The sequence below is a fragment of the Aphanizomenon sp. CS-733/32 genome (assembly GCF_028330045.1).
Taxonomy (GTDB): domain Bacteria; phylum Cyanobacteriota; class Cyanobacteriia; order Cyanobacteriales; family Nostocaceae; genus Dolichospermum; species Dolichospermum gracile.
Map to the genome: position 1 here is coordinate 12,449 of NZ_JAQMSE010000033.1, position 23,677 is coordinate 36,125.

At 37.9% G+C, this 23,677-nt stretch carries 20 protein-coding genes and 1 tRNA gene; 3 read left to right on the forward strand and 18 right to left on the reverse strand.

All coding sequences use genetic code 11. The annotated features are described in order from the left end of the window. Window positions 1-100: 100 nt before the first annotated feature. From tnpA to PN471_RS02555, 15 genes are all read right to left on the reverse strand, one after another. Window positions 101-481 carry an IS200/IS605 family transposase gene (gene tnpA / locus PN471_RS02485; protein ID WP_271775524.1) on the reverse strand — a complete coding sequence of 127 codons (381 nt, stop codon included), beginning with the start codon at window positions 479-481 and terminating at the stop codon, window positions 101-103. Window positions 482-673: 192 nt separating this feature from the next. After that, window positions 674-895: a hypothetical protein gene (locus PN471_RS02490; RefSeq protein WP_271775525.1), complete on the reverse strand. Its 222-nt coding sequence runs from the start codon at window positions 893-895 to the stop codon at window positions 674-676. A gap of 321 nt (window positions 896-1,216) precedes the next feature. After that, the gene (locus PN471_RS02495; protein ID WP_271775526.1) at window positions 1,217-2,272 is read right to left on the reverse strand and encodes a glycosyltransferase family 2 protein; all 1,056 of its coding nucleotides are present in this window, start codon (window positions 2,270-2,272) and stop codon (window positions 1,217-1,219) included. Then, entirely contained in the window at window positions 2,265-3,038 is a 774-nt protein-coding gene (locus PN471_RS02500; protein ID WP_190383310.1) for a hypothetical protein, read from the reverse strand. The genes PN471_RS02495 and PN471_RS02500 overlap by 8 nt, the downstream gene beginning before the upstream one ends. A gap of 637 nt (window positions 3,039-3,675) precedes the next feature. Further along, window positions 3,676-4,332 (reverse strand): hypothetical protein, encoded by a 657-nt coding sequence (locus PN471_RS02505; protein ID WP_271775527.1) that lies wholly within the window; start codon window positions 4,330-4,332, stop codon window positions 3,676-3,678. Between the two features lie 288 nt (window positions 4,333-4,620). Continuing rightward, complete coding sequence (locus tag PN471_RS02510; protein ID WP_271775528.1) at window positions 4,621-5,946, reverse strand: hypothetical protein; 1,326 nt, start codon at window positions 5,944-5,946, stop codon at window positions 4,621-4,623. A 44-nt stretch (window positions 5,947-5,990) separates the two neighbouring features. Then, entirely contained in the window at window positions 5,991-6,794 is an 804-nt protein-coding gene (locus PN471_RS02515) for a DUF268 domain-containing protein (RefSeq protein ID WP_271775529.1), read from the reverse strand. 67 nt (window positions 6,795-6,861) lie between these two features. Beyond that, the gene (locus PN471_RS02520) at window positions 6,862-8,328 is read right to left on the reverse strand and encodes an oligosaccharide flippase family protein (protein ID WP_271775530.1); all 1,467 of its coding nucleotides are present in this window, start codon (window positions 8,326-8,328) and stop codon (window positions 6,862-6,864) included. Window positions 8,329-8,398: 70 nt separating this feature from the next. Then, window positions 8,399-8,989 (reverse strand): hypothetical protein, encoded by a 591-nt coding sequence (locus PN471_RS02525; protein WP_271775531.1) that lies wholly within the window; start codon window positions 8,987-8,989, stop codon window positions 8,399-8,401. A 102-nt stretch (window positions 8,990-9,091) separates the two neighbouring features. Further along, complete coding sequence (locus tag PN471_RS02530) at window positions 9,092-9,919, reverse strand: Uma2 family endonuclease (protein WP_271775532.1); 828 nt, start codon at window positions 9,917-9,919, stop codon at window positions 9,092-9,094. 79 nt (window positions 9,920-9,998) lie between these two features. Then, entirely contained in the window at window positions 9,999-10,571 is a 573-nt protein-coding gene (locus PN471_RS02535; protein ID WP_271775533.1) for a Uma2 family endonuclease, read from the reverse strand. A gap of 211 nt (window positions 10,572-10,782) precedes the next feature. Then, window positions 10,783-11,355: a Uma2 family endonuclease gene (locus tag PN471_RS02540; protein WP_271775534.1), complete on the reverse strand. Its 573-nt coding sequence runs from the start codon at window positions 11,353-11,355 to the stop codon at window positions 10,783-10,785. Between the two features lie 524 nt (window positions 11,356-11,879). Then, window positions 11,880-14,072, reverse strand: coding sequence for a GumC family protein (locus tag PN471_RS02545; protein WP_271775535.1), 2,193 nt, complete (start codon window positions 14,070-14,072; stop codon window positions 11,880-11,882). A gap of 272 nt (window positions 14,073-14,344) precedes the next feature. Further along, window positions 14,345-15,322 (reverse strand): UDP-glucose 4-epimerase GalE, encoded by a 978-nt coding sequence (gene galE / locus PN471_RS02550; protein ID WP_271775536.1) that lies wholly within the window; start codon window positions 15,320-15,322, stop codon window positions 14,345-14,347. Continuing rightward, window positions 15,319-16,659 (reverse strand): sugar transferase, encoded by a 1,341-nt coding sequence (locus tag PN471_RS02555; protein WP_271775537.1) that lies wholly within the window; start codon window positions 16,657-16,659, stop codon window positions 15,319-15,321. Before PN471_RS02555 ends, galE begins: the two co-directional genes overlap by 4 nt. Before the next feature lie 622 nt (window positions 16,660-17,281). Between PN471_RS02555 and PN471_RS02560 the strand changes: the two genes are divergently transcribed. Both PN471_RS02560 and PN471_RS02565 read left to right on the forward strand, forming a co-directional pair. Continuing rightward, a complete protein-coding gene (locus PN471_RS02560; RefSeq protein ID WP_271775538.1) occupies window positions 17,282-18,379 on the forward strand; it encodes a tocopherol cyclase family protein in 1,098 nt (365 codons plus the stop codon). 33 nt (window positions 18,380-18,412) lie between these two features. Beyond that, a tRNA-Arg gene (locus tag PN471_RS02565) sits at window positions 18,413-18,486 on the forward strand. A gap of 151 nt (window positions 18,487-18,637) precedes the next feature. On the opposite strand, the gene PN471_RS02570 is transcribed toward PN471_RS02565, so the two are convergent. Continuing rightward, entirely contained in the window at window positions 18,638-19,681 is a 1,044-nt protein-coding gene (locus tag PN471_RS02570; RefSeq protein ID WP_271775539.1) for a 3-deoxy-7-phosphoheptulonate synthase, read from the reverse strand. Between the two features lie 315 nt (window positions 19,682-19,996). Beyond that, window positions 19,997-20,374, reverse strand: a complete 378-nt coding sequence (locus PN471_RS02575) for a DUF1823 family protein (RefSeq protein WP_271775540.1) — start codon at window positions 20,372-20,374, stop codon at window positions 19,997-19,999. Between the two features lie 527 nt (window positions 20,375-20,901). On the opposite strand from PN471_RS02575, the gene PN471_RS02580 reads away from it, so the two are divergent. Then, on the forward strand, window positions 20,902-23,007 hold the full coding sequence (locus PN471_RS02580; protein WP_271775541.1) for a M3 family metallopeptidase: 2,106 nt from the start codon (window positions 20,902-20,904) through the stop codon (window positions 23,005-23,007). An 85-nt stretch (window positions 23,008-23,092) separates the two neighbouring features. On the opposite strand, the gene PN471_RS02585 is transcribed toward PN471_RS02580, so the two are convergent. Then, window positions 23,093-23,350, reverse strand: coding sequence for a hypothetical protein (locus tag PN471_RS02585; RefSeq protein ID WP_271775542.1), 258 nt, complete (start codon window positions 23,348-23,350; stop codon window positions 23,093-23,095). Between the last annotated feature and the right edge of the window lie 327 nt (window positions 23,351-23,677).

Below are 23,677 nucleotides of genomic sequence, written 5' to 3' on the forward strand. Positions count from 1 at the left end.
AAATGCCGAAAACCCTTGAAGATGTAGCTGACTTAGGAAGCTACATCTGTGCTTTAGACAAGGGATGAAGGCTAGGTGCAGGATTTATCCTACATTGACGTTAATCGCGTTGCTGTTCAATATATTTCTTAACCGTTTCTGTGCAGATATTCCCAGCGGTACTAACAAAATAGCTTGGTGTCCACAGCGTAGGTATTTTTAAAAGTTCGGGAAATTCTTTCCTAAGATGATGAGATGCTCTCCCCTTGATTTTCCTCATGATGCTAGATGGATCATCGGTTGGCTTCACATTTAAAAACAGATGGACATGATCCGGCATAATCTCCATTGTTTCATTAATTGTGATTAATTCTGTTTCTCTGGCTAAACTGGCTAAAAAGTCTTCACGAATTTCTCTCGATAGATAGCGGTCAAATTTTGGACGACTGAGTACATCAATTAATTCTGATAAAATCTCCACAGAAATTACAGCGATTTCCAATCATATAAGGTACATCTTAGCCCCCTCATCGCTTGCGGGGAGGGGGTTGGGGGTGGGGTTCTTGTTCCGGGTTTGATGACAATTTGCTGTAAGATTACTCTGTTTTGTTTGGCTTCTCTAGGAGCTTGCATTGTGGTAGATTTAGAGAGGATTAATGCACTGACAATTACATTTGTATCAATTACGATACGGTTAGTTTTCATCCTTGAGAATAGATTCTAAAATTTCTGGGGTCATTCCCTTAGCAATGGCTTGTTGACTCGCTTCTTCCATGATATCTAAGAGTGGTTTTTGACTGACTGCTTTTTGCAGCATTATGTTGAGAAATATTTGGATTTTTTGCTGTTTTTCTGGTTCTGCTTCTCGGTACGCTTTGGCAATTTCTGGCTCAACTTGAATGGTAATGTTTTCCATGATAAGTTACAAGTTAATTAGTCTAGTTTTATTATAGCGATCGCCAATTATTTCTGTTTTATACTCAAAACGGCTAGAAGCTGGACTTTTTTATCATACAAAGAACAAGGTTCAAAGCCTCTTCCCCGCACTTCTCCCTAATTCTCTCCTCTTAGGAGCTATGGTGTACACACAAGTTAAATTACCCCCCTTGCAGTACACACTATCCTGAATTATCTTAATCACCTCTTGCAGTACCGTTTGTTCACACTCGATCCTTGATATATCGATCTCTGTTTTATGTTCTTGCATAGTTAATCTCCATTTTGGAATTTACAATTATTACCAGCCATTTAAACCAAGAATTTTACGTTTTATTAGCTGATAGGCATAACCTAAAGAATGAGCAATCGGCATTGTTAATAAGACGATTCCACATAAGAACCAGCGACTTAGGAATGATGGTATTTTATCTTTTTCACCCCGCCAAATTTCTGACTCGAAACTATTTCTTAATTTGAAAGTAACTCGCAGACTTTCTGAAAATGGCAATAACAGCCCCAGTATAACGAATATTTCAATCGGTAGCCCCAGTTGAGGAAACAATAAATCAATTATTAATAATAAAGTTATTGATGATATTACCAAAAATGGTATTATACCTCTTATTTGTGATTTAATAGAATGTTTTATGCTAGTTAAATAACGTCCTCTACCGTATTTAAAATATTGAATACAAAGGGATTTCCATGTTTTTCTGGGATAGTACCAAACGCGAATTTTGGAACTGATGTAGATTGCATTTTGGTTTTTTTGCAGTAGTTTTTGGTTGAGTTCTGCATCTTCATTAGCAGTTGCTTCTGTTGAATAACCTGATACTTCTGTCAAAGCCTTCTTCCAAAAACATCCTAAATAAACAGTTTCTGCATAACCGTTATAATTTGGGTCTCTATATTTTGCTCCTCCACTACCTAAAATACTCTTGGAACTTAGAGCTATTCCCGCTTGAAAAGGTGTTTTAGCAGCAAAAAGTTGCGCTCCACCCACATTAAGAGATTGAGATAACAATAATGCTTCGACACACTTTTCAATATAATCAGGTGCGTAATCTGAGTGAGCATCGGCTCGGAGAAAAATATCTCCCTTACATTCTTGTAATATGAGATTTAGTCCAGCAGATTGAACCTTTAAAGGGTTATGTATGAGTTTAATTCGGGAATCTTGTGTAGATAATCTTTTTACTATCTCTTGAGTGTTGTCATTACTCCCACCATCAGCGATTATGACTTCAATTAAATTCTGATATTCTGTTGCTAAGAAACCTTTGATGACTCGTTCTATATTAGCTGATTCGTTGTAGGTGGGAATGGCAAGAGAAATGGTGGGTAAATTATTCATGGGATTTTATTTTTTTGTAAAACCAAATCATGCGATAGTATAAATTCCAAATCAAATCATAGCACTCAAAGTAAATATTTTTCCAGGAGGATGCTTTAGGGCGATCTTCTAAATAATGAAATATATTTTCATTCTTTAAAAGTTTGGTTCCTCTCCACATCAGTTGTCTTTTAGAAATCAGATGTATATCTAATAGAGGAGGATTAGAGAAAGACCCAATAGGTAAAGCATAGAACCTATCATTTATTTCATTAGCCCGTTGCAGACCTCCACGTTTCTCAATATCCCATGCTGTTTCACCAGCTTTCAAAATTTTCAGCAAAGTTTCTTTCTTCCATAAAGCAACTGTCATAGAAATGCGGTAACGAGAGCCTTTAGGAAGTTCTCCTATTTCTTCTGCTTCATCTACCAAAGCTGGAGGATTACAAGGAATCAGCTTCAAGTACCCCGCATTTTTTGATTGAGCTAACTGAATTAGCTTTACTAATCGAGCAGTATCTACAGGAATCGCAGGAGGACGATCCTCAACCCAAAAAATAACCCATTCTTGTGGAATTTGGTTTAGCGCTTTGATGAGGTTAGAACTGTAATCAATATCAGGATTAATGAGTATAGATGATACACGATCATCTGGATATTCGAGAGTATTAGAAACTAAATAAATTGGGTATGGACAGTCTGGCCAATTTTTGAAGAAGCAATGAAAGAAGGGATGCCAAACATCTTGATATTTGTCACACGAAACGACCAAAATAGGTATAGTCATTTAAATTACAATTAAACAAATGATAGTTTTAATCTAACAGAAAGCAGAATTATGGACTTTGCTATATCTGTCCATACTAGCACACTATACTTACGAATAAATCAGTATTGCTATATAAATTTATAACCATTGGAGAAAATCAGGTATTGCTTCATTACTAGTTATCTCCATGCTGAGGTCATACATATATGTCATCGAAAACCATATACTCAATAAGGTAATAATACCTGAGAAGTATATAACATAATTTTTGATTCGTATAGACTGTAAGTCAAAGCAAGCAAATATAAATGGTGTAAATGGGAAAATATATCTAAAGGTCAGGATAGGGTTTAGAATAATCACTATTATAGACAATAGTGAGTAAAATAGTTTTCTGCTCAACTGTATTACTTTTGTATTTTGAATATAAAAAATTTATCAATTTCAGTCTTAAATAAGTCGGAGTATTGTGAATACAAAAGTGCAGCAATCTCTTTAATAAGATATTTATTTCTGACGGAAATGAGTTGGGTGTAAAATCCAATTTACGCCTTATGTGAGTTAAAAATATTGTGGTTTTATTAGGGTTTCCAGAGTTCTCTAGAACGATAATTCCAGAATCATCAACGGTATTACAAGGGTTTCCGCATTTAATTCACATAAGCCGTAATTTATACTTATCAATAGGAAGATTGTAAGTTGATGTTCTTAACAATTTACCACCATCAATAATGTGTTCTCCATAATCAAATACAGTTTCATAGACACCATAAAAACTCAGTCGTCCTTGCTCACGCGCTCTGGAACTACCAGAATTTTCAAACTCCCATATACTCTCACCCTCTTTAATCAAAGATAAAAGTGAAGATTTTTTCCATATAGAAGCTTGAAGAGATGCTAGATATGGCATCATCATATCGTATCTACCAAATAAACTATTTTCATTTTCTGGATAAAAAGGTTTTGGACGACGGACAAGTCTAAGAGAGTCAATATTTTTCCTGATGATAAATTCTAGACAATTCTCTATTTGCAGTTGATTTATTTTTTTGCGGATAATAAAATCATCCAGTGTTAACAGGACGTACTCAGTATCAATCTGATTAATCCATTCTAATAAGCAGGAAGACCAACTTAGATATTGACCTTTTCTATTTACAAGAGTTTTACTCCTTTCAGAAAGCAAAGAGTCTGTTCCTAAATAGACTGGATATGGGCAATCAGACCAATATTTTTCGAGAAAATCAAAGTTTAGAGTCCACAAAGATTTGTATTTATCTGATGAACAAACAAGAATTGAGAGCTGGGACATATTATATTTGTCGAATATTAACTTAATTATTAGCAATAATTCACCTTTTTCTGCAAAATGACAGAAACTATTAATTTAGGTTCTACCGCTCCCATTGTGATCAAATGTCCTGTCACTCTCGGAAAACAATAATCGAATCTATCTTTTGCAATTCTTATTTCATCAAGGTTTGGCACTTTTTTATGTATTAAAAAATAAAATTGCTGTATAAAATGTCAAAATCAAAGCCTCCTAAACCTTTCATGTATTGCATTTTTCCAATCTGACAGAACAGGGATACAATATTTATTATTCTTTTCCATCTTTCATGAAAAGTATAAAAAATATCCAGTAAATTGGTAAAGACGTAGGAGAATTGAAGTATAAACCCAAAAAAAACGTAGCTAGACAACTAAGCGAATAACTAGAAATTTTCTTATAATCATTTAGTTTTACTAATATCATTCCAATAAATATGCTTGATAATGAAATTAATCCTGGTAACCCTAAATCAAAAGCAACAAGAGATGCATATGCATAAGGCTTAAAATTGCCAAGTGTATTTTGAAGATTTACCATAGTAGGTGGAATATTAGGATTAGAAGCAAGCGAGTCAAGAGAATAGGTTCCCCAACCCCCTAACCCAGAACCCATACCATGGGTAATCAGAACATTATAGTAGCCTGTATTAACTCCAATTTCTCTAGTACTACCGTATGATGTTCCCAATTCAACGAAAAAGTTATTATCAATTCCTTTAGAAATTACACCAGATAATGCATCAAATACCCTAATCTCTTGAAGGTTTGTATTTGCAAACGCCAGAATAAAAGTAAACAAAAACAATAGTAATAATAGTATCAAGAACATCCAGCATTTAGAATAATTTGTACCAATAAATAATTCTAATATGGTATAGGTTACAAAAAATACAGATATTATCCCCCCCATAGTTATAGATTGATTTGCGTAAACCATAAATAAAAACAGAAAAGCTAAAACACTAAATTCAGTATTTTTTATTAATTTTCTTCTATACAGAAAAAAACTAAAAGCAAAGAGCAGAAGAATGACGTGTGCACCATATGAAGGTTCAGGCGCAAATGCTACAACTCCTCTATCCCAGTCAACTAGCTGCTCTGCGGAAAATCTTGGTATCAAGATAGTCAACAAAAGTGAAATACCTGTAAAATTTAAGATTCCAGAAAGATGTAATTGAAAAAAACTTATTATAAACCATGCGTAATAAGCTAATCTAAAAAGTCTAACAGAGACCAATTCTAGTTTTTCTAGAAGTACAATAAAGATGAGAAGAGGAGAGATTAATATTATTAAAGACTGTAGAGAATCCAGAAAATTCACTAATTCATATTGTGACTGTAAAATGGCGGACACAAAATAAAATAAAATAACTGTACAGTATATCAATACTATTTTATGCATAAATCTATACTTTCTTTTTAAAGGAAAAAACCAAATGTATATGGCAGCAAAAATACTAGCTATAGGCTGCACTTCAGCAGTTATATATGGTATTACCTTAAAGAAAGGAAAAAGACATGAAATAAAAATAATATTAATAAGGTTAATTTCTAATTTAGACGATGTTATTGTAATTTTTTCTAAATGACTCATTTTCATTCTAATAAAATTGGCTTTTGCTGTTCTGTTGATAAAAGCTACTTTTTAAACTTAAACTCAAATAGACCACAGCCATAAATTATGGCTGGAACCTTTGCCGGATCATAATTTTCGTAAAAATCATCATTATCATCAATGTAAGAAAAAGAAATCAGATCATAATCTGATTTAGTTAAGGAGAGAATAGTTTCAACTGAAAATACACGATGTCCATTAAATTCAACTCTCTCAAAACCAATAGGAACTGATAACAATAAAGTTCCACCTGGTTTTAATAACTTTGTTAAAGAAGTTAAACCTTTAATATGCCCTTCGGGATCAATTGGATCTCCATATCGCCCCAGTCCAAAATGTTCTAATGCATGCAAACAAGAAAGAGAATCACAAATGTTGACTGGTACGCTTTCCGATTGCATCAAATCAGCTTGACGAAAAGTCATGCCAGAAACATTTGAAGCCATAGGTCTAACATCGAGAATTTCAATATCACGGAAAGTCAGCAGATGGGATACAAAACCATCAATTCTTGAGCCAACATCTATGTGATGCTCTGGATTATTTTGATAGACTTTGCGTGCTGCCCATAGGTCTTGGTGAAAATAATGTTTAGTGATATGACCAGCCCCTTCATATCTGTCTATCATACATGGAAATAGATTTCCTATAGCAATAGCTCGATTGGATTTCTGACTTTCCAAATAAAATTTTAGGAACTGAGAAATATAAATAGGAACACCTCTGAAAAATGAAATTGTATTAAGAGGAGTAAATCCTAATTCGGAAATAACATGATAAACTATCTTAAGATTATAACGTATTTTGGGCATCAATGATTGGCTCATATTTTTGTTCATGTTTGTTTTGAAGATGGACTGATAGGGCAATTATCTCTATTTTATTGATGAGTTACTAAAAACTTGTTTTACTTAGCATAACAATAATTGTTTGCTTATAAATATTGATAAACCAACCAATTAAGATCATTACATGGATTGTAGAAATAATAACCATAAACTCAAGTTGAGAAACTAATAATCCAATTAGTGTACATATCAGAAACCAAATTAAAGGAAATATTAAAGATTTTAGCCAAAACCATTTAGGTAACTTTAACAGTTTAAGTCCTGAGAAAATCATCAGCCAAGTTAAAAGAAATCCAATATTACCTGCCACAGCACCTAAAAAACCGAATTTGCTTGCCCCAATAGCAATCAGTGTTAATGAAAAGCACCCACTGATCAACTGAATGATCATCACTAGCTTGGGGGCAATACTCAGGAGGATGAAAAATCCCACAGCATTCAGTGAAAAAAGTCCATAAATTAATGTCGCAATCCTAAAAGCTAGTACAGTGCTTTCAGTAGCTACACCTGCAAACATTAAATTCATAACTAATGGGGCAAACATAAACAACCAACCAGCCGAAGCAAGGGCAAAGAGAGCGTTCACTTCCAAAGCCTGTTTTATCTTTTGGGTAAACCCTGGATTACCCATACCATCGGTTGCTGAGTAATTACTCAGAACTGGAACAAGAGGCTGAACAGGTAATGCTGAAAATGAATTAATTGCCGATGTTGCATCAGTAATTCCAGCATACATTCCCAGGGTTTCAGAACCCAAAAAATAACCAACAATCAGCCGATCCCCCCTACTGAATACAGCAGTCCCTAATGACATTAACCAGATAGTTAAGCTGTAGTTAGCAATTGCCATAACCTTTTCTGTTTTCCAAATAGGCTTTAGGTTGACACCACGAATTAGAGATAGTACCACCCAAATATGACTTAATAATGCTACTATTGTAGTCAAAGCTTGCCACTGCATGAGTGCTACCGTCCGACCACCAAACCAGGCTACCCCAAATAGCCCAAAACTCAGCAAAAAATTCTGAATCGTATTCAAGATATTTAGTAAACTATAACGCTGGTAAGCTTGCTCTATACCTATTAAAACTTGTTGAAATAACTTTGCCCAGATAACGAGTCCACCAATCTGTAACGCTTGTACAACTACTGAATGTTTTGTTGTTCCTACTTTAGGAAACAGATCAGTAATACCATCAGCACCAAAGAAAAGAGCGATCGCTGCGATGGTAGCCAGTATAAGCATACCCCCAACAGTTACGGTTAAAGTTTGCGATAACTCATTAATATCTTCTTTTCCTAAATCCTGGGAAACAAACACAGTAGTTGCTGTAGCAAGACCAGCCTCAGCTAAAGCAACAATTGTAATTACAGTGGAAGAAAGTGTCCACAAACCGTATTCCTCAACGCCAATCAGGCGAATTAGTAAGGGAATTGTCAGGATAGCTAATCCAATTCGGATAATTCCACCAGCGGCATTATATAATCCATTCTTTAAAAAATTGTTGTTCACTTTTTCTTGAAATTTAATTTACTTAGCATGGGCTAATTTTCATTTTAGGCATATTTCCTGGCATAAATAACTAACTTTGTCGAAAAACATAGTTAAGTCCGGCAAATAATTTATCTAAATTAGATATACTATACTCTTGGATATTTTTAATAAAATTCTGTTCTCGCAGTTGTCCAAATTCCCATATTTTACCATTAGAAACAATACCATATAATAATTGTTCCGGTTGATTATTTATCTTCTGAGCGGCAATTAATTCGGCTAAACATTGTCCCCAACCTTCCTCAAAGTTGTCTTTTTTAGCTTCTACTAATATTAAATAAGGAGACTCAAAAACAATTTTGCCTCTAGGCGATCTTTTAGCAACAATATAATCAGGGATACCTGATAGTCTTTCATCAAAATTTAATGGCTGATGACTCCATATTAATAACTTATCTTTATACTTTTGCCAAATTTCAATTAAAATAGGAAAAATAACTCCTTCACAAATAGCATACTCTGAGTTAAATACAACTCCTTCCCGTAAAACCAATTCAAAACGATTACGAAAGTAATCATCAATCTCTAAGGGATTTTCTTGGATGAAATTCTCTTCTTGATAAGTTAAAGGAAAATCCCCTAAGACTTGGGCAATATTTTTGTACTGATTATAAGACATGATTTTGCTCTTTGGGGAGTATGGTTTGTATGCCGGGTTACTTCATTCTAGATCTTGTCAATGGTGATTTTAGAGAAATTCTTGATAGTTTTTTCGATTCTACTAGAGTTCATTGAGATCTATTCCCTTTGCCCGTAATTGTGCCAGCAACTTCTCCATTCTCTGTTGTTCTTGTGCTAGTAATAATTCTGCTCCCTCTGCTCTTTGTTGTGCCTCTTGAGCTTGCTGTTGTGCCTTTCGAGCTTGCTGTTGTGCTTCCTGAGCTTGCTGTTGTGCTTCCTGAGCCAGTTCATGCTCCGTAGGTAAAAGAACCCCATCCAAAGTTGCCCACCGACACCAAACAGTATCGGCATAGCCAAACACCCCCGACCACTGCACTAAGGCTAACCCTAACTGCTTACTAACCAGTCTATTTTGGTCATCGGGAATTATCGGTTCATAACCATCACTGCCCATACTAAACCCAGCAAAATCACTGGGATTAAAGGGATCAAACCAGAAATACTCTGGTACTCGCAGCCGTTTTTGGTAAATTTCTTTTTTCTCTGTTTTATCCAGCGACGCGGTGCTTGCAGACAGTAACTCTACTACTACATCTGGACTTTTACCCTCTTCCCAAGTTACCCAGCATTTACGCTCACCTTTGGGAACGTCTAGCACGGCAAACATATCTGGACCGCGAAAATCGTGATTTTTTAATTGATGGGGGCTAAAATAAACAAACATATTTCCGCCCACAAAGGCATCGCGATCGCGTAGCCAATATGACAAAGGATCAACTAGTAAATCCATTTGCAGTTTATGGCGGTAAGTCTCCATGGGAATCCCATCATCGTAGAGTAATTCGTCTTGTGTCGGCGGCTTAACAAAATCTGGTGATAAACTATCTATCTGTGGGTTACTTAGTTTAGACAATGTTGATTCAGTCATAGTATCCTGCGATGGCATCCCCATAGGGACTAATTTAACATTGGTGGCGGGGAGATAACTTCTCTAAGGTATTGTTTGATTAAGCCATTTTTAACCAGCCAAATACATCATCAACAGTTAATTTTAACTCTATTCCTGCCAATACAGGCAGAATATCGGTTTTTTCCATCAGTATTGGTTGGCGATCGCATAAAAATACTAGAATACTTAAATCATCAGGATCAAGAAACCATCCTAATTTACATCCATGCTCCATACAATACAAGATATTGCCAATCACTTTATTTGATTTCTGTTCAGGAGAAAGAATCTCAATTACCCAATCTGGAGACTGTTCAAATCTATCTGGGACTTCTCCACTGCTAAGGAAAGGAATATGTTCCCATGTAAAAACTGCTATATCAGGAACAATTGACCTACTACCAAAGCTACACCTGAGTTCAGGAAAAGCATAGGCAATTTTTTCAGATTCACTCACCAAATTAATCTCGCTGCTAAGTTTCCCTTGTAGTCGGCTGTGTCTTCCTTTAGGCATGGGTTTTTGAATAATATCTCCAGCCAAGAACTCTAATGCGGGCTTGGTCTCCGGCATCATTAAGAACTTTTCTAATGTAATATCTTTTGTAATATCTTTTACGGCACTGATGGTCATATCTTTATGATTGGGGTAGCCGACTGTGGAAATCGTTTAAGGGAACACCAAAAAATAAGTTACCCCTTTCAAACATCATCTAAGGGAACTCCACAAAAAAGATGAACTGCTTGCATTGTTAGCAGGTAAGATGCCTGCACTACAAGAAATTTTGGGATATTTTTTTATTGAAAGTCCCTAAGATTCTTATCTTATCCAATATATTGCTTAGTTAAGCCATTTTCAACCAGCCAAATACATCATCAACAGTTAATTTTAACTCTATTCCTGCCAATGCAGGCAGAATGTCAGTTTTTTCCATCAGTATTGGTTGGCGATCGCACAAAAATACTAGAATACTTAAATCATCAGGATCAAGAAACCATCCTAATTTACATCCATGCTCCATACAATACAAGATATTGCCAATCACTTTATTTGATTTCTGTTCAGGAGAGAGAATTTCAATTACCCAATCTGGAGACTGTTCAAATCTATCTGGGACTTCTCCACTGCTAAGGAAAGGAATATGTTCCCATGTAAAAACTGCTATATCAGGAACAATTGAACGATTACCAAAGCTACACCTCAATTCAGGGAAAGCATAAGCTAACTTCCCCTTTTTTGTAATCTGATTAATTCCATTACATAATTCGTACTGTAAACAACTGTGTCTTCCTTTAGGCATAGGTTTTTGAATAATATTTCCAGCCAAGAACTCTAATGCGGGCTTGGTCTCGGGCATCATTAAGAACTTTTCTAATGTAATATCTTTTGTAATATCTTTTACGGCACTGATGGTCATATCTTTATGATTGGGGTAGCCGACTGTGGAAATCGTTTAAGGGAACACCAAAAAATAAGTTACCCTTTTCAAACATCCTCTAAGAGAACTCCACAAAAAAGATGAACTGCTTGTATTATTAGCAGGCAAGATGCCTGCACTACAAGAAATTTTGGGATATTTTTTTATTGGAAGTCTCTAAGATTCTTATCTTATCCAATATATTACTTAGTTAAGCCATTTTCAACCAGCCAAATACATGATCAACAGTTAATTTTAAATCTACTCCTGCCAATGCAGGCAGAATATCGGGTTTCTGCATCAGTATTAGTTGGCGATCTCAGATATTGTTTCGAGGGTTACACCATAATTAGACACAGCTTTCCCCTGCTTCGGCCTTCTCAGTTATGAGCGGGTTGCGAGGGAGGAACCGAGATCAAAAGACCATCAAAGCTCAACTCCTAAAACACAGATAATTCAAGTTGTTTTTCAGCTAAGTAGGTTAGCATTGAAAACCGTCCTTATAGCCAGGCAAGGGGCAAGCCTTACCGCACATTAGCTTGCGATCGCTTCTCCTTATTTACTACTTTTTCTCCGTAATAATCCTTATACTTGTAATAACCTCCATAACCATTTTCCTCACTAATACCATTCACGACCATTCCTAGAGTAAGCACTTTCGCCTGCTCAAGTAATGACTTCGCAGATTTCACCGCTGAATACTCCACAACACCAGGTCGGACAACCAGCAGTAATCCATCTACGTATTTGCTAACAATCAGGGGATCAGTAACGGCAGTTAAGGGTGGCGTGTCAATAATTATAAAATCATATTCATGCCTTGCTTCTTCAATTAAGTCAGCCATACGCTGGGAATCCAAAAGTGTGACTGGGCTGGGTGGAGTTCTTCCTGCTGGTAATATATGCACCTGGGGAGATACTTCCTGGACAGCATTTTTTAACTCCACCTGACCAGCTAGGATATTGCTTAGTCCCAATAAATTATGTATTTCCCAAATGCTTTGTTGACGGGGACGACGCATATCGGCATCCACTAATAGCACTCGTCTTCCTGGCTGGGCGGCGGCTGCTAAGGCTAAATTTGCCACCACGAAAGATTTACCCTCTCCAGGTATGGAACTAGTCAGCAAAATTACCCGTAATTCTTTGTCAGATAGGGTGAATCCCAGGTTAGTCTGAAGCATTTCAAAGGATGTACTGACTGGTGAATAGGGGTTATTCAACACAGGTAATTCTTGCCGACCTTCTTGGGGATTCTTAGGATTCTTTTCAATATATTGGGGGATAGTTCCCAGTAAAGGAAAGCCCAACAGCCGATTGGCTTCTTCAATATTTTTGAGGCATTGATTCATGGATTCCAACACCAAGGCTGTTCCTGCACCCAAAATAATTCCTAAAAATCCGCCTAGTGCTAAGTTGAGGGGAATTTTGGGAGAAACGGGACGCTCAGGAACTAAAGCCTCAGATATAATCCGTGAATTACCGACATTCTGATTCTCCAATACTTCAATGAACTGGAATTGCTTGAGGAGTTCTTGATAAGTGAGTTGTGCTACGGTTAACTGCCGCTGTAGCTGTAGTTGTTGTTGTTCCAGTCGAGGCAAACTATCCAAACGTCTTCTGTTAACTATAAATACCCTTTGCAGTTCCTCTACTTGTTTTGTTAATGCTAACCTTTCTACCTCTGATTTGACAAGGTCTTGAGTTAGTGATTGTTTGAGTTCTCCTATGTGCAAGTTCTGTTTGGGTAGGGATTCGGAACTACCAACTGTCTGGGTAACTCGCTGTTTGAGTACGTTTTTCAGGGATGCCTCTTTCATGACTAAATCCACAACTTTTGGATTGTCATTGGTGTAAAGACTTCGTGCTATTGCTAGTTCAGATTGTGTTTTTTGGTATTCTGTAAGTACCTGTTGTACACCAGGGGATTGACTTAAGCTACTGAGATCAACGGCCTGTTGCGTACCCAATTTCATTTCATTCTGTAAGGCTACAGAACGAGTCAAGACCGCCGCTAATTCCCCTTGGCTTTTTGTAATTGCTTCATCTAATTTTCCTAGAGATTCTAAGCCGGTTTTGGCTTCTACATCCAGAGCGACTACTCGATTGTTTTCTTTAAACCTACGCAGGTTCATTTCTGCTTTTGTAACTCGTTTCTCAACCTCTGGTAATTGCTTAGATAAAAATTCTCGCGCTGATCTAGCTTCTGTACGATTGGTGCGAACATTACTCTCTAGGTAATATTTCATGATGGAATTTACCACCTTGGCTGCTTCCTGGGGATTTGTACTCCTGTAAGAAAGCTGCATGACATCCGTACCTCGGATAGTTTTCAGCTTCAATTTTTTGAGAAAAACTTCTAAGGAAAGCTGTTTGCCTTGATCATCAGTTAACTTCAGGGTGGTAATAGTTTTGTTAACAATGGGGTAGGAACGAATGATCTCGGATTCTGTATCTACTGGGTTGCTGAGGTTTGTCAGTGCGCCCAGTTCTCCCACTTGTTGGGAGAGACTTGTGAGTGATGAAGCACCACTTTTTTTAGTGAAAACCAATTTCCCTTCTGACTCATAAACTGGTTTTGTTGAGTAAGTGACAAGGGCTGTGACTCCGAAGACAAGAGCAAAGACAACTGATGCCACAGGCCAACGTCTTTTGAATATTAGCCAGTATTGTTGGATATCAATAGAGGAATCTTGGTCTTCTTGGTTAATGGACATAAATTAATTCAAGAAAATATACTAAATATAGGACTTACACGCTGTGCAAATTGTAGATTATTTGTTTATCTGAGTTGGCGGCTAGGACAACGCAATCTAGTTCGTAAGACTAGGACTTGTCGGTAAAGTGAAGTCTGAAACCCTTAAAATAACCAGGACATTTTTAACTCACATAAGGCGTATCAAACTAATTGACACTCTTAGGGCTGAAGCCCCTGGGATTCTTTAATCAAAGACACGACACTCAGCTTTACGCTTACCGGATAATTCTGTCAAACTTTGCTTCTTTCCCAAGCGAGAAAGCTAGAGATGATATTATCTAGGTTATTATACTTGGGTTGCCAATTCAATACCTGTTTGATTTTTTCTGCATCAGCGGTAACACAGGCTGGATCTCCAGGACGACGCGCCACTTCAATCACGGGAAAATTTACCCCAGAAATTGTCTTGACCCGTTCCACAACTTGCCTGACACTATAACCTTCTCCATAACCACAATTAAGGATTTGACTTTCACCACCCCGTTCTAGATAGCGTAACCCATCAACATGGGCTGCGGCTAGGTCTTCAACATGGATATAATCTCTAATTCCTGTCCCATCTGGGGTGGGGAAATCATTGCCAAATATCTTGAATTCTGGTTGGCGTTTCAGGGCTGCATTACAAGCATTGGCAATCAAGTGAGTTGCATTGCTTGAGTTTTGTCCGATTCTACCGCCGGGGTCTGCTCCGGCGACGTTGAAATAGCGGAGAATTACATACCGCAGACGAGATGCCATTCCGTAGTCTTGAATCATCCATTCGCTGATCAGTTTGGAGCGACCGTAGGGGTTAATGGGCAGGGCAGGAGCAAGCTCTGTGACGGGATTTTCTTTAGGTTCGCCGTAAACCGCAGCTGTGCTGGAAAATATCAATTGCTTAACCCCCATGACACTACAGCACCGGAGTAAGTTCAGAGTGTTCCGGGTGTTGTTGGCGTAGTAATCAAGGGGCTGGGCAACGGATTCTGGTACAACTAGACTGGCGGCAAAATGCAGCACTGCACTAAATTGATGTTTGCCAAAGACTTGGTAAAGGCGGTCTATATCTCCTAAGTCGCCAACAATTAGCTCACCATGAAGTACAGCTTGTGCTACTCCTGTAGAACAATTATCATATACAACCATATCATAACCAGCTTCACCTAGTTGACGCACCACGTGGGAACCAATATAGCCGGCACCTCCTGTCACCAAGACTTTTTGATTCATCTGCCTTTACCTAATAAAACAACTCTGATGGTTTTCAAGACTATGGCTATGTCCAACCATAACGAATAGTTTTTGATGTAGTAAAGGTCGTAAGATAGCTTTTCATAGGCATCTTCTAGGGAAGCTCCGTAGGCATAAAGCACCTGGGCCCAACCAGTAATTCCTGGTTTGACTAGATAACGCATTTCGTAATAGGGAATTGCTTCTTTGAGCTTAACATCAAACTCTGGCCTTTCTGGACGCGGACCAATCAGACTCATTTCTCCACATAATACATTCCAAATTTGGGGAAGTTCATCAATTCGCAGAACTCTTAGCCAATATCCTACTCTGGTAATGCGTGGGTCACGTTGACTGGCCCATTGTGCGCCTCTCTTTTCTGCGTCTTGATACATGGAACGGAATTTGTAAACCCGAAATGGTTTACCATATAATCCTGTTCGTAATTGGCTATAAAAAATTGGCCCTGGACTATCTAATTTGATGATCAGTCCTACGAGTATCATGAGTGGCGACACCAGCACAGACAACAGACCAGTGACGATTATATCCATAATCCGCTTGATTTTGAGTCTGTCACCACAAAATACGAGGTTAAACCCACTACTAAAGGCAAACCACTCATCCTCAAGTAGAGATGAGGGAAGTTTGTAGCATAGAGTTTCCCAAATATCAGGTAGACGGTACACGGGAACCCCTTTTAGTCGGAGTTGCATGAGACTCTGCACTTGTTGATCAGAGAGACTGATTTGAGTTCCTACTACCACTCCCGATAAGGGTTGATGACTCCAATAAGATAAGTCATTGAGAGAGCCTTCATGACTTAATTGGGGTTCGATTTCTGCTAATTCAGGGATATGTTGACCAGTTTCCGTCAGAATCACTAATCGCCCTAATGGATTTTGGGTTAAGAACATTTGGGCAAATTTTATGGCATGATTGTTGACTCCTAGCATTAACCAACGACTTTGTTGAGCTTGCGATCGCCACCAATTAAATGCCCATATTCTTAAGATCATTGCCCAGATAGTAAAGATTCCCAGGTTAACCAGCAGTATACTCCGCATCCCAACTGGATTACGTTCCCAGTTTCCCGATAGGTTAATTAACACGGAGGTTATGATGGCAACTATTAAACTGCTGATCAGGATGCGAGTCGGAGCTTGTAATCCAGCAATTTCTTTCTCTGGATGGTATGTATCTAACAAATACATTCCTGTTAAAGTCAGTATTATGAATCCATATACCAATGGATCAAATCCTGTCAATGGATGATCCAAAGTCCCGTAAGAACTAATTCCTAAACAGACAAATAGGCCAAGAACATCTCCCATCATCAGAAATAGAGAGATCAAGCGTGGGAGTTTTACTAACTTAATAGGGTTCCTATTAGTCTCAAATCCTATCTCTAGCATAAGTGTTTTTTTGTTAGCTTCGCTTGTACATAAACTTGTAGCAATGCTTTCCCTGGCTCTTCAGTTAACTTATAAACGAAAAGAGTCTAAACGGGATGATGTATAATCGTAGAAGAACAAGCACTATCTTTGATAAATATTCCCGAATGCATATACTTTACCACAAGGTGAGATTTGACAACAGTTGGTAAGTAAATTTAAAATACGTTTACCTAATGTTAAACACTTAATCAGGACGTATTTAATCAACCGCCATACTCAGTTGCATAACTATTAAGCGTTGGAGTTGAGACTCAGTGATAGGAAGCGGGACAACATAGGATTGATTCCGAGACGCATCAAGCTAAGTATCATCGCGGAATGTGGAAGATGGTTGATAAAATGTCTTTTTGTAACAGGAGGATCTAACTTTTATTTTTGGCTGACATTTTTTGTTCAGTAATTGATGATGACGTTTAAAATACGGAATATGTAATGAATGCTCCATTTTAATCGAAAATTTCCCCATTGCCAATACCAAAAAATAAATAATCAAACATAACCTATGCTGAATATTCCCAAAAGTTTCTTTGATTTCACCCAAACTCCCCATAGCGGCTATCATTGGGATGGGAGCGATCGCCGTTTTTTTGAGGGCTGGTATTACCGCGTCACACTGCCCGAAATTCAGCAAACAATCGCCTTCATGTATTCCATCGAAGACCCAAGAGGCAATCAGCCCTACAGTGGCGGAGCAGCCCAAATCCTGGGTATAAATGATGAATACCTTTGTCGCACTTTCCCTAATATCAACAAATTTTGGGCAAGTCGGGATATTTTGGGATTAGGACATTGGGGAAAAACCAACTTACAAGTTTCACCTTTATACCTTATTCCCAGTGAATTTACACACCATATTCAAGAAGGCTATCAAGCCACAGCTACCTTAAACCAAGGCATAATTACAGATCCTACCACTGGTAATTATTGCCGATGGGAGTATGCAATTCAACCTGTATACGCATGGGGTAATCAAAGTAGTTTCCAGCAATCAACCGCCGGTTGGTTATCATTTTCTCAGATATTTGAACCTGGTTGGCAAATTTTAATGGCTCATGGTTTAGCGAGTGGTTGGATAGATTGGCATGGTAAAATTTATGAGTTCACAAATGCCCCAGCATACGCGGAAAAAAACTGGGGTGGTGCTTTTCCCCAAAAATGGTTTTGGCTAAATTGCAATGCCTTCATCAATCAACCAGACTTAGCTTTAACAGCCGGTGGCGGCAAACGTGGTGTATTATGGTGGATGGAATCAGTCGCCATGATTGGTATTCACCACCAAGGTAAATTTTATGAATTTGTTCCCTGGAACTCACAGGTAACATGGCAAATTCAACCTTGGGGTAGATGGCAAATACAAGCCAAAAACCTCAATTACGAAATTGAACTAACAGGTACTACTAATCTTCCCGGTACACCCCTCCGCGCACCCACAACTAATGGTTTAACTTTTTGTTGTCGAGATACCATGCAAGGAGAAATAAACTTAGAACTGCGAGAACTTAATAGCGGCAAATCTCAAGTTATCCTGACTGCAAGTAGTAATCTTTGCGGGTTAGAGGTTGGCGGTGATGATTGGGATGATTGTTGGCGATCGCCATAAAAATGCTGCTATTATGATATTTACGTTATCCTTGGGGTTGTAGCTCAGTTGGATAGAGCGAGCGCCTCCTAAGCGCTAGGCCGTGCGTTCGATCCGCACCAATCCCATTTGTATTTGTCATGTAGCTGCACTTTGAATTAAAGCGCAACTACAAAGCAGCTATTTTTTAGGTAAATTAACCACATTTTTAAGTCTCACGCAAAGGCGCAAAGACGCAAAGCAAAGGAAGAAAGTAAATACATGAAAAATGCTGTAAGTTTACTCCAATTTAGCGTGAGCAGCTAAAATAATTCTTTCTGTTTCTTGCCAATTGATACATTTATCTGTTACGGAAACACCATATTTTAAATCTTCACGATTCCCTGTAATTACTTGACTACCTTCATGCAAATTCGATTCTAGCATCATGCCTACAATGGAATTATTACCATCCACTATTTGCTGAATAATATTTTCAAACACCATAGATTGTAATCTGTAATCTTTATTAGTATTACCATGACTACAATCAACAACTATTCTTGGTGATAAGTTAGCTGCTTTTAATTGTTCCTCTACTAATTGAATATTCTCGGCATCAAAATTAGGCTGATTTCCACCACGCAAAATTACATGACCATGAGCATTTCCTCTAGTTTGAAATACACTCACTTGTCCCTTTTGATTAATACCCAGGAAATTATGGGGGGTTTTTGCTGATTTGAGGGCATTTACAGCAACTTGAATATTACCGTCAGTGCCATTTTTAAACCCTACTGGCATAGATAACCCACTAGCCATTTCTCGGTGTGTTTGCGATTCGGTTGTCCTTGCACCAATTGCAGACCAGGAAACCAGTTCGCTTATATATTGAGGGATGATTGGATCAAGTGCTTCTGTAGCAGTTGGTAATCCTAAATCTGTCAACTTTAATAGTAAGTTTCGGGCAATCAAAATTCCTTCTTCTACATGAAAAGAATCGTCCATTTTGGGATCATTAATTAATCCTTTCCAGCCTACAGTAGTTCTGGGTTTTTCAAAATAAACCCGCATAATTAACAGTAGTTTATCCTGAACCTTTTCTGCTAAACTTAGCAACCTTTCTCCATATTCTATCGCTGCTTTTGGATCATGAATTGAACAAGGACCGACTACAATGAATTTACGTCGATCTTGAAAATCTAAAATATTTTCTATTTCTTGTCTGAATTTTAAAATTGTATTTTCAGCAGTTTTAGTTAAGGGTAATTTTACCTTAACCTCATTAGGAGTTAGTAAAACATGAGAACTCTTAATGTTAGTATTAATTAATTTGTTGATCATAGCAGAAATCTCTTGATTTGTGTTTACAGTAGTAATCCTACCTAAATTATTTGTGAACTCGGTTTTTATTCTTGTTACCCCTAAAGTAGTTAGTTAGAAAAACAAGTTGCACAAATTAGCCAAGATTACTATATGCAAGGGTAGAATATATTAATATACACAGTTTTGTGAGAAAATACAAGATAAGTCCGTGTTATTTCCATAACATTTAGACATAAAACAATAATTTAATTTTGCCAATCAGGGAAAAAGCTCATATCCCCAACTACTTAGAGAAGTTGGGGATGTTTTGATCAATTACCGAATGTAGCAATTTTACTCAATTGTACCAGTAGTTACCAACATATAACTTAATAACCAATTTGCTGCTGTTGCTCTGCGAGTTTGTCGAGGACCAAATTCACCAATTTTGTAACCTTTAAAACCGAGTTTCTCCTTGAGTATCTGTTTATTTTCTTGGGGAATAGAACGAGTTAATTTCATGATTGCTGGACGAGAATCAATGAAATCCGGTGGTTGTGGATATTCATCTCGCCATGTTGTTGCTACTTGACTATTATCCCAAGTTTCTGTAATTGCATCATAACGATAACCTAAGTGATACCATAATAATTGGTTTACAGTAGGATCATCAATTGTATCGTTAATAATTGCCCAAATTGTTTGTGTATTTAGCGGTGGAAGATTAGACATGATTTTAAGAGAATAGGAAGGAATAGTTGACACTCTCATCCCTAAAGGGAGTGAGATTCTGCGGACAGAATATACTTAGATAACAAGTAGTCAGACAAAATTAAATTCACTCGTTGAGAGAGGGAACAGGGAACAGAAAAATCAGTTGTGTAATTAATTCCGTCCCATTACTTACCCAAAGGCATTTGGAAGAACTTTTGATTGTTAATCTTCCCCATATTGGTTTTCTATGATATGTCTGAGCTATCAAAAATAAATTCAGTAGTTATAAAGTTGCAGGAGTATGGTTTACGCCACACTACGCTACGCTATCAGAGTGAACTTTTTGTATAACTGGCATAAGAATAGAGGTAGATAAATCATTTTTCGTATAAAAACATACTTAGTTGATGCTAATCTCCTAACTTCTGTTTAGTAAGATTGCCATTCTAGCAACGCGAAATTTTGTCGCAACGCTAAATTATTAGTTATATAAAGAAAAATCAATCGTTGTTCCCCACTAATTCATCGGCTATTAACTCACTACCATGCGTGCAATTGCTACCATTGATCAGAATCCCCTACTTCAAAGCTGTGGTTTACCCGCATTTGCGGCTATTAAATCGGAGCAGGTCGAACCAGCTTTTAGTCATCTGTTGGCAGAACTAGAAAAGCAATTAATTGACTTGGAGGCAAATATAGAGCCTACTTGGAGCGGTTTAGTAGAACCTCTAGAAAAATTGACAGAAAGACTAAATTGGAGTTGGGGAATACTGAATCATTTAATGGGTGTAAAAAATAGTCCAGAACTACGTATTGCCTATGAAAAGGTGCAGCCGCAAGTAGTTCAGTTTATGAATATCCTGGGTCAAAGTCAACCTATTTATAATGCTTTTAAAGCAATTCGGAATAGTCCTACCTGGGAAACTTTAGATTCAGCCCAACAGAGAATCATCAAAGCTGCAATTCGGGATGCAGAATTGTCTGGTGTTGGATTAGAAGGAAAAGATAGAGAACGTTTTAATAGTATTCAGATGGAATTAGCGGAACTGGCAACCAGGTTTGCTAATCACGTTCTAGATGCGACGAAAGGCTTTATTTTAGTTCTCGCCACCCCTCATGAGATTGATGGCTTACCAAGTAGCTTGTTGAGTCTTGCAGCCCAAGCTGCTCGTGCATCTGGAGAAGAAAATGCCACCCCAGAATATGGACCTTGGCATATTACTTTAGATTTTCCTAGTTATTTCCCATTCATGCAGCACAGTACCCGGCGGGATTTGCGGGAAAAACTCTATAAGGCTTATATTACCAGAGCATCTTCCGGGGAATTAGATAATAATCCTTTGATTATCCGAATTTTAGAGTTAAGAAAAGAACTAGCTAAATTAATTGGCTTTGAAACTTTTGCGGAACTGAGTTTGGCTAGTAAGATGGCTAAGGATATTCCCTCCGTCGAAAAGCTATTAGAAGAACTCCGTCAAGCTAGTTATAATGCTGCTGTCAAAGATTTAGAAAAACTCAAAGCTTTTGCGAAGGCGAAAGGAGCAGCAGAAGCCGAAAATTTGCAGCATTGGGATATTAGCTTTTGGGCTGAACGCCAACGGGAAGAAAAATTTGCCTTTACGGCTGAGGAGTTACTTCCCTATTTTCCCCTGCCTCAAGTTCTAGATGGGCTATTTGGGCTGGTAAAAAGGCTTTTTGGGGTGACTGTGACACCTGCTGATGGTCAAGCCCCAATATGGCATGAGGATGTTCGTTATTTCCAAATTGCTGATAAATATGGTGAACCCATTGCCTATTTTTACTTAGATGCTTACAGCCGTCCTGCGGAAAAGCGTGGTGGTGCTTGGATGGATGCTTGTATTCACCGTCGCAAAGTTACAGAAAATGGTTTGACTACTGTTAGCCTACCTGTAGCTTATTTGATTTCTAATCAAACTCCCCCTGTGGATGGTAATCCGAGTTTGATGGCTTTTGATGAAGTTGAGACATTGTTCCATGAATTTGGACATGGTTTACATCATATGCTGACTAAGGTGGATTATCTGGGGGCGGCAGGTATTAATAATGTTGAATGGGATGCAGTGGAATTACCGAGCCAGTTTATGGAAAACTGGTGTTATGACCGTCAAACATTGTTTGGTATGGCGAAACATTATGAAACGGGAGAAGCATTACCGGAACATTATTACCAAAAATTGTTGGCGGCACGTAATTACATGAGTGGTTCAAGTATGTTGCGGCAACTGGATTTTAGTAGTGTGGATTTGGAGTTACATTACCGCTACTGCCCTAATAGTCAGGAAACTGTGACAGATGTGCGACATCGGATTGCTAAGTTAACGACTGTGTTACCACCATTACCCGAAGATGCGTTTTTATGTGCTTTCGGTCATATTTTTGAAGGGGGTTATGCAGCGGGATACTATAGCTATAAATGGGCTGAAGTTCTCAGTGCTGATGCTTTTGCTGCTTTTGAGGAAGTAGGTTTGGAAGATGAGGCTGCAATCCATGCGATTGGCAGACGTTACCGAGATACGGTGTTAGCACTAGGTGGCAGTCAGCATCCCATGGATGTCTTTAAAACCTTCCGGGGGCGAGAACCCAGTACCAAGGCTTTACTCAAGCACAATGGGCTGCTGGCTGCTGTGTAAGTTAGGAATGGAAGGGATGAGGGAATCAGGAGAATGTTTATCTGGAATTTTGCCTCTTGCCTCTTACCTCTTGCCTCTAGTAGATTTACAGGACTATTTCTTCCCGTTGGCAATCAAAGAAAAGCTCAAAAACAGTGTCAGGAATCATCTGACGGATGTGCTGAATATAGCCTTCGGCATCAGAACGACTGCGAAACCGGGAAACAATTACTTTTTCTTGTTCAGTAACGACACGGGCTACAGCCCAACCATTCAGCCTTTTTTTGTAGGCGTTATCTTCTCTTACTGTAGGCATGGCTTGATTTTCTGAGGTGATATTTTTGTAATCCGTATTTTGTGGCATGATTATTTTATGCGTATGAACTTGAGTGAAGGGCGTTAGTATGTCTCTTAGCCAAAGATGTACTAGCGTCTTTTATTGATGATGCCATCTTGTTATTACATATTTTCAAAATTGTCAATACGTAATGCAACAACTTATCTTTTAAAAATGTTTAGTTTTATTTGATGCCAATGAGCATTTACTGAGTATTTTAGTGTTTAGACATACATAAAGATGAAAATCCTTGTATAATATGTGGCATAATTCAGTGGTCAAGAGTAAAACTGGCTTTGTGTATGGGTCTCAATTGAGATTTTGTACCTCATAAATAAGTAGTAGTTCGTCAAA

Excerpts from the sequence above, each read along its gene's own strand:
- galE (WP_271775536.1), bottom strand. The coding sequence starts at position 15,322 with ATGAATCAAAAAGTCTTGGTGACAGGAGGTGCCGGCTATATTGGTTCC.
- PN471_RS02495 (WP_271775526.1), bottom strand. The coding sequence starts at position 2,272 with ATGAATAATTTACCCACCATTTCTCTTGCCATTCCCACCTACAACGAA.
- PN471_RS02525 (WP_271775531.1), bottom strand. The coding sequence starts at position 8,989 with ATGTCTTATAATCAGTACAAAAATATTGCCCAAGTCTTAGGGGATTTT.
- PN471_RS02510 (WP_271775528.1), bottom strand. The coding sequence starts at position 5,946 with ATGAGTCATTTAGAAAAAATTACAATAACATCGTCTAAATTAGAAATT.
- PN471_RS02515 (WP_271775529.1), bottom strand. The coding sequence starts at position 6,794 with ATGAGCCAATCATTGATGCCCAAAATACGTTATAATCTTAAGATAGTT.
- PN471_RS02570 (WP_271775539.1), bottom strand. The coding sequence starts at position 19,681 with ATGATCAACAAATTAATTAATACTAACATTAAGAGTTCTCATGTTTTA.
- PN471_RS02500 (WP_190383310.1), bottom strand. The coding sequence starts at position 3,038 with ATGACTATACCTATTTTGGTCGTTTCGTGTGACAAATATCAAGATGTT.
- PN471_RS02535 (WP_271775533.1), bottom strand. The coding sequence starts at position 10,571 with ATGACCATCAGTGCCGTAAAAGATATTACAAAAGATATTACATTAGAA.
- PN471_RS02490 (WP_271775525.1), bottom strand. The coding sequence starts at position 895 with ATGGAAAACATTACCATTCAAGTTGAGCCAGAAATTGCCAAAGCGTAC.
- PN471_RS02580 (WP_271775541.1), top strand. The coding sequence starts at position 20,902 with ATGCGTGCAATTGCTACCATTGATCAGAATCCCCTACTTCAAAGCTGT.
- PN471_RS02540 (WP_271775534.1), bottom strand. The coding sequence starts at position 11,355 with ATGACCATCAGTGCCGTAAAAGATATTACAAAAGATATTACATTAGAA.
- PN471_RS02545 (WP_271775535.1), bottom strand. The coding sequence starts at position 14,072 with ATGTCCATTAACCAAGAAGACCAAGATTCCTCTATTGATATCCAACAA.
- PN471_RS02530 (WP_271775532.1), bottom strand. The coding sequence starts at position 9,919 with ATGACTGAATCAACATTGTCTAAACTAAGTAACCCACAGATAGATAGT.
- PN471_RS02575 (WP_271775540.1), bottom strand. The coding sequence starts at position 20,374 with ATGTCTAATCTTCCACCGCTAAATACACAAACAATTTGGGCAATTATT.
- PN471_RS02555 (WP_271775537.1), bottom strand. The coding sequence starts at position 16,659 with ATGATGGGAGATGTTCTTGGCCTATTTGTCTGTTTAGGAATTAGTTCT.
- PN471_RS02505 (WP_271775527.1), bottom strand. The coding sequence starts at position 4,332 with ATGTCCCAGCTCTCAATTCTTGTTTGTTCATCAGATAAATACAAATCT.
- PN471_RS02560 (WP_271775538.1), top strand. The coding sequence starts at position 17,282 with ATGCTGAATATTCCCAAAAGTTTCTTTGATTTCACCCAAACTCCCCAT.
- PN471_RS02585 (WP_271775542.1), bottom strand. The coding sequence starts at position 23,350 with ATGCCACAAAATACGGATTACAAAAATATCACCTCAGAAAATCAAGCC.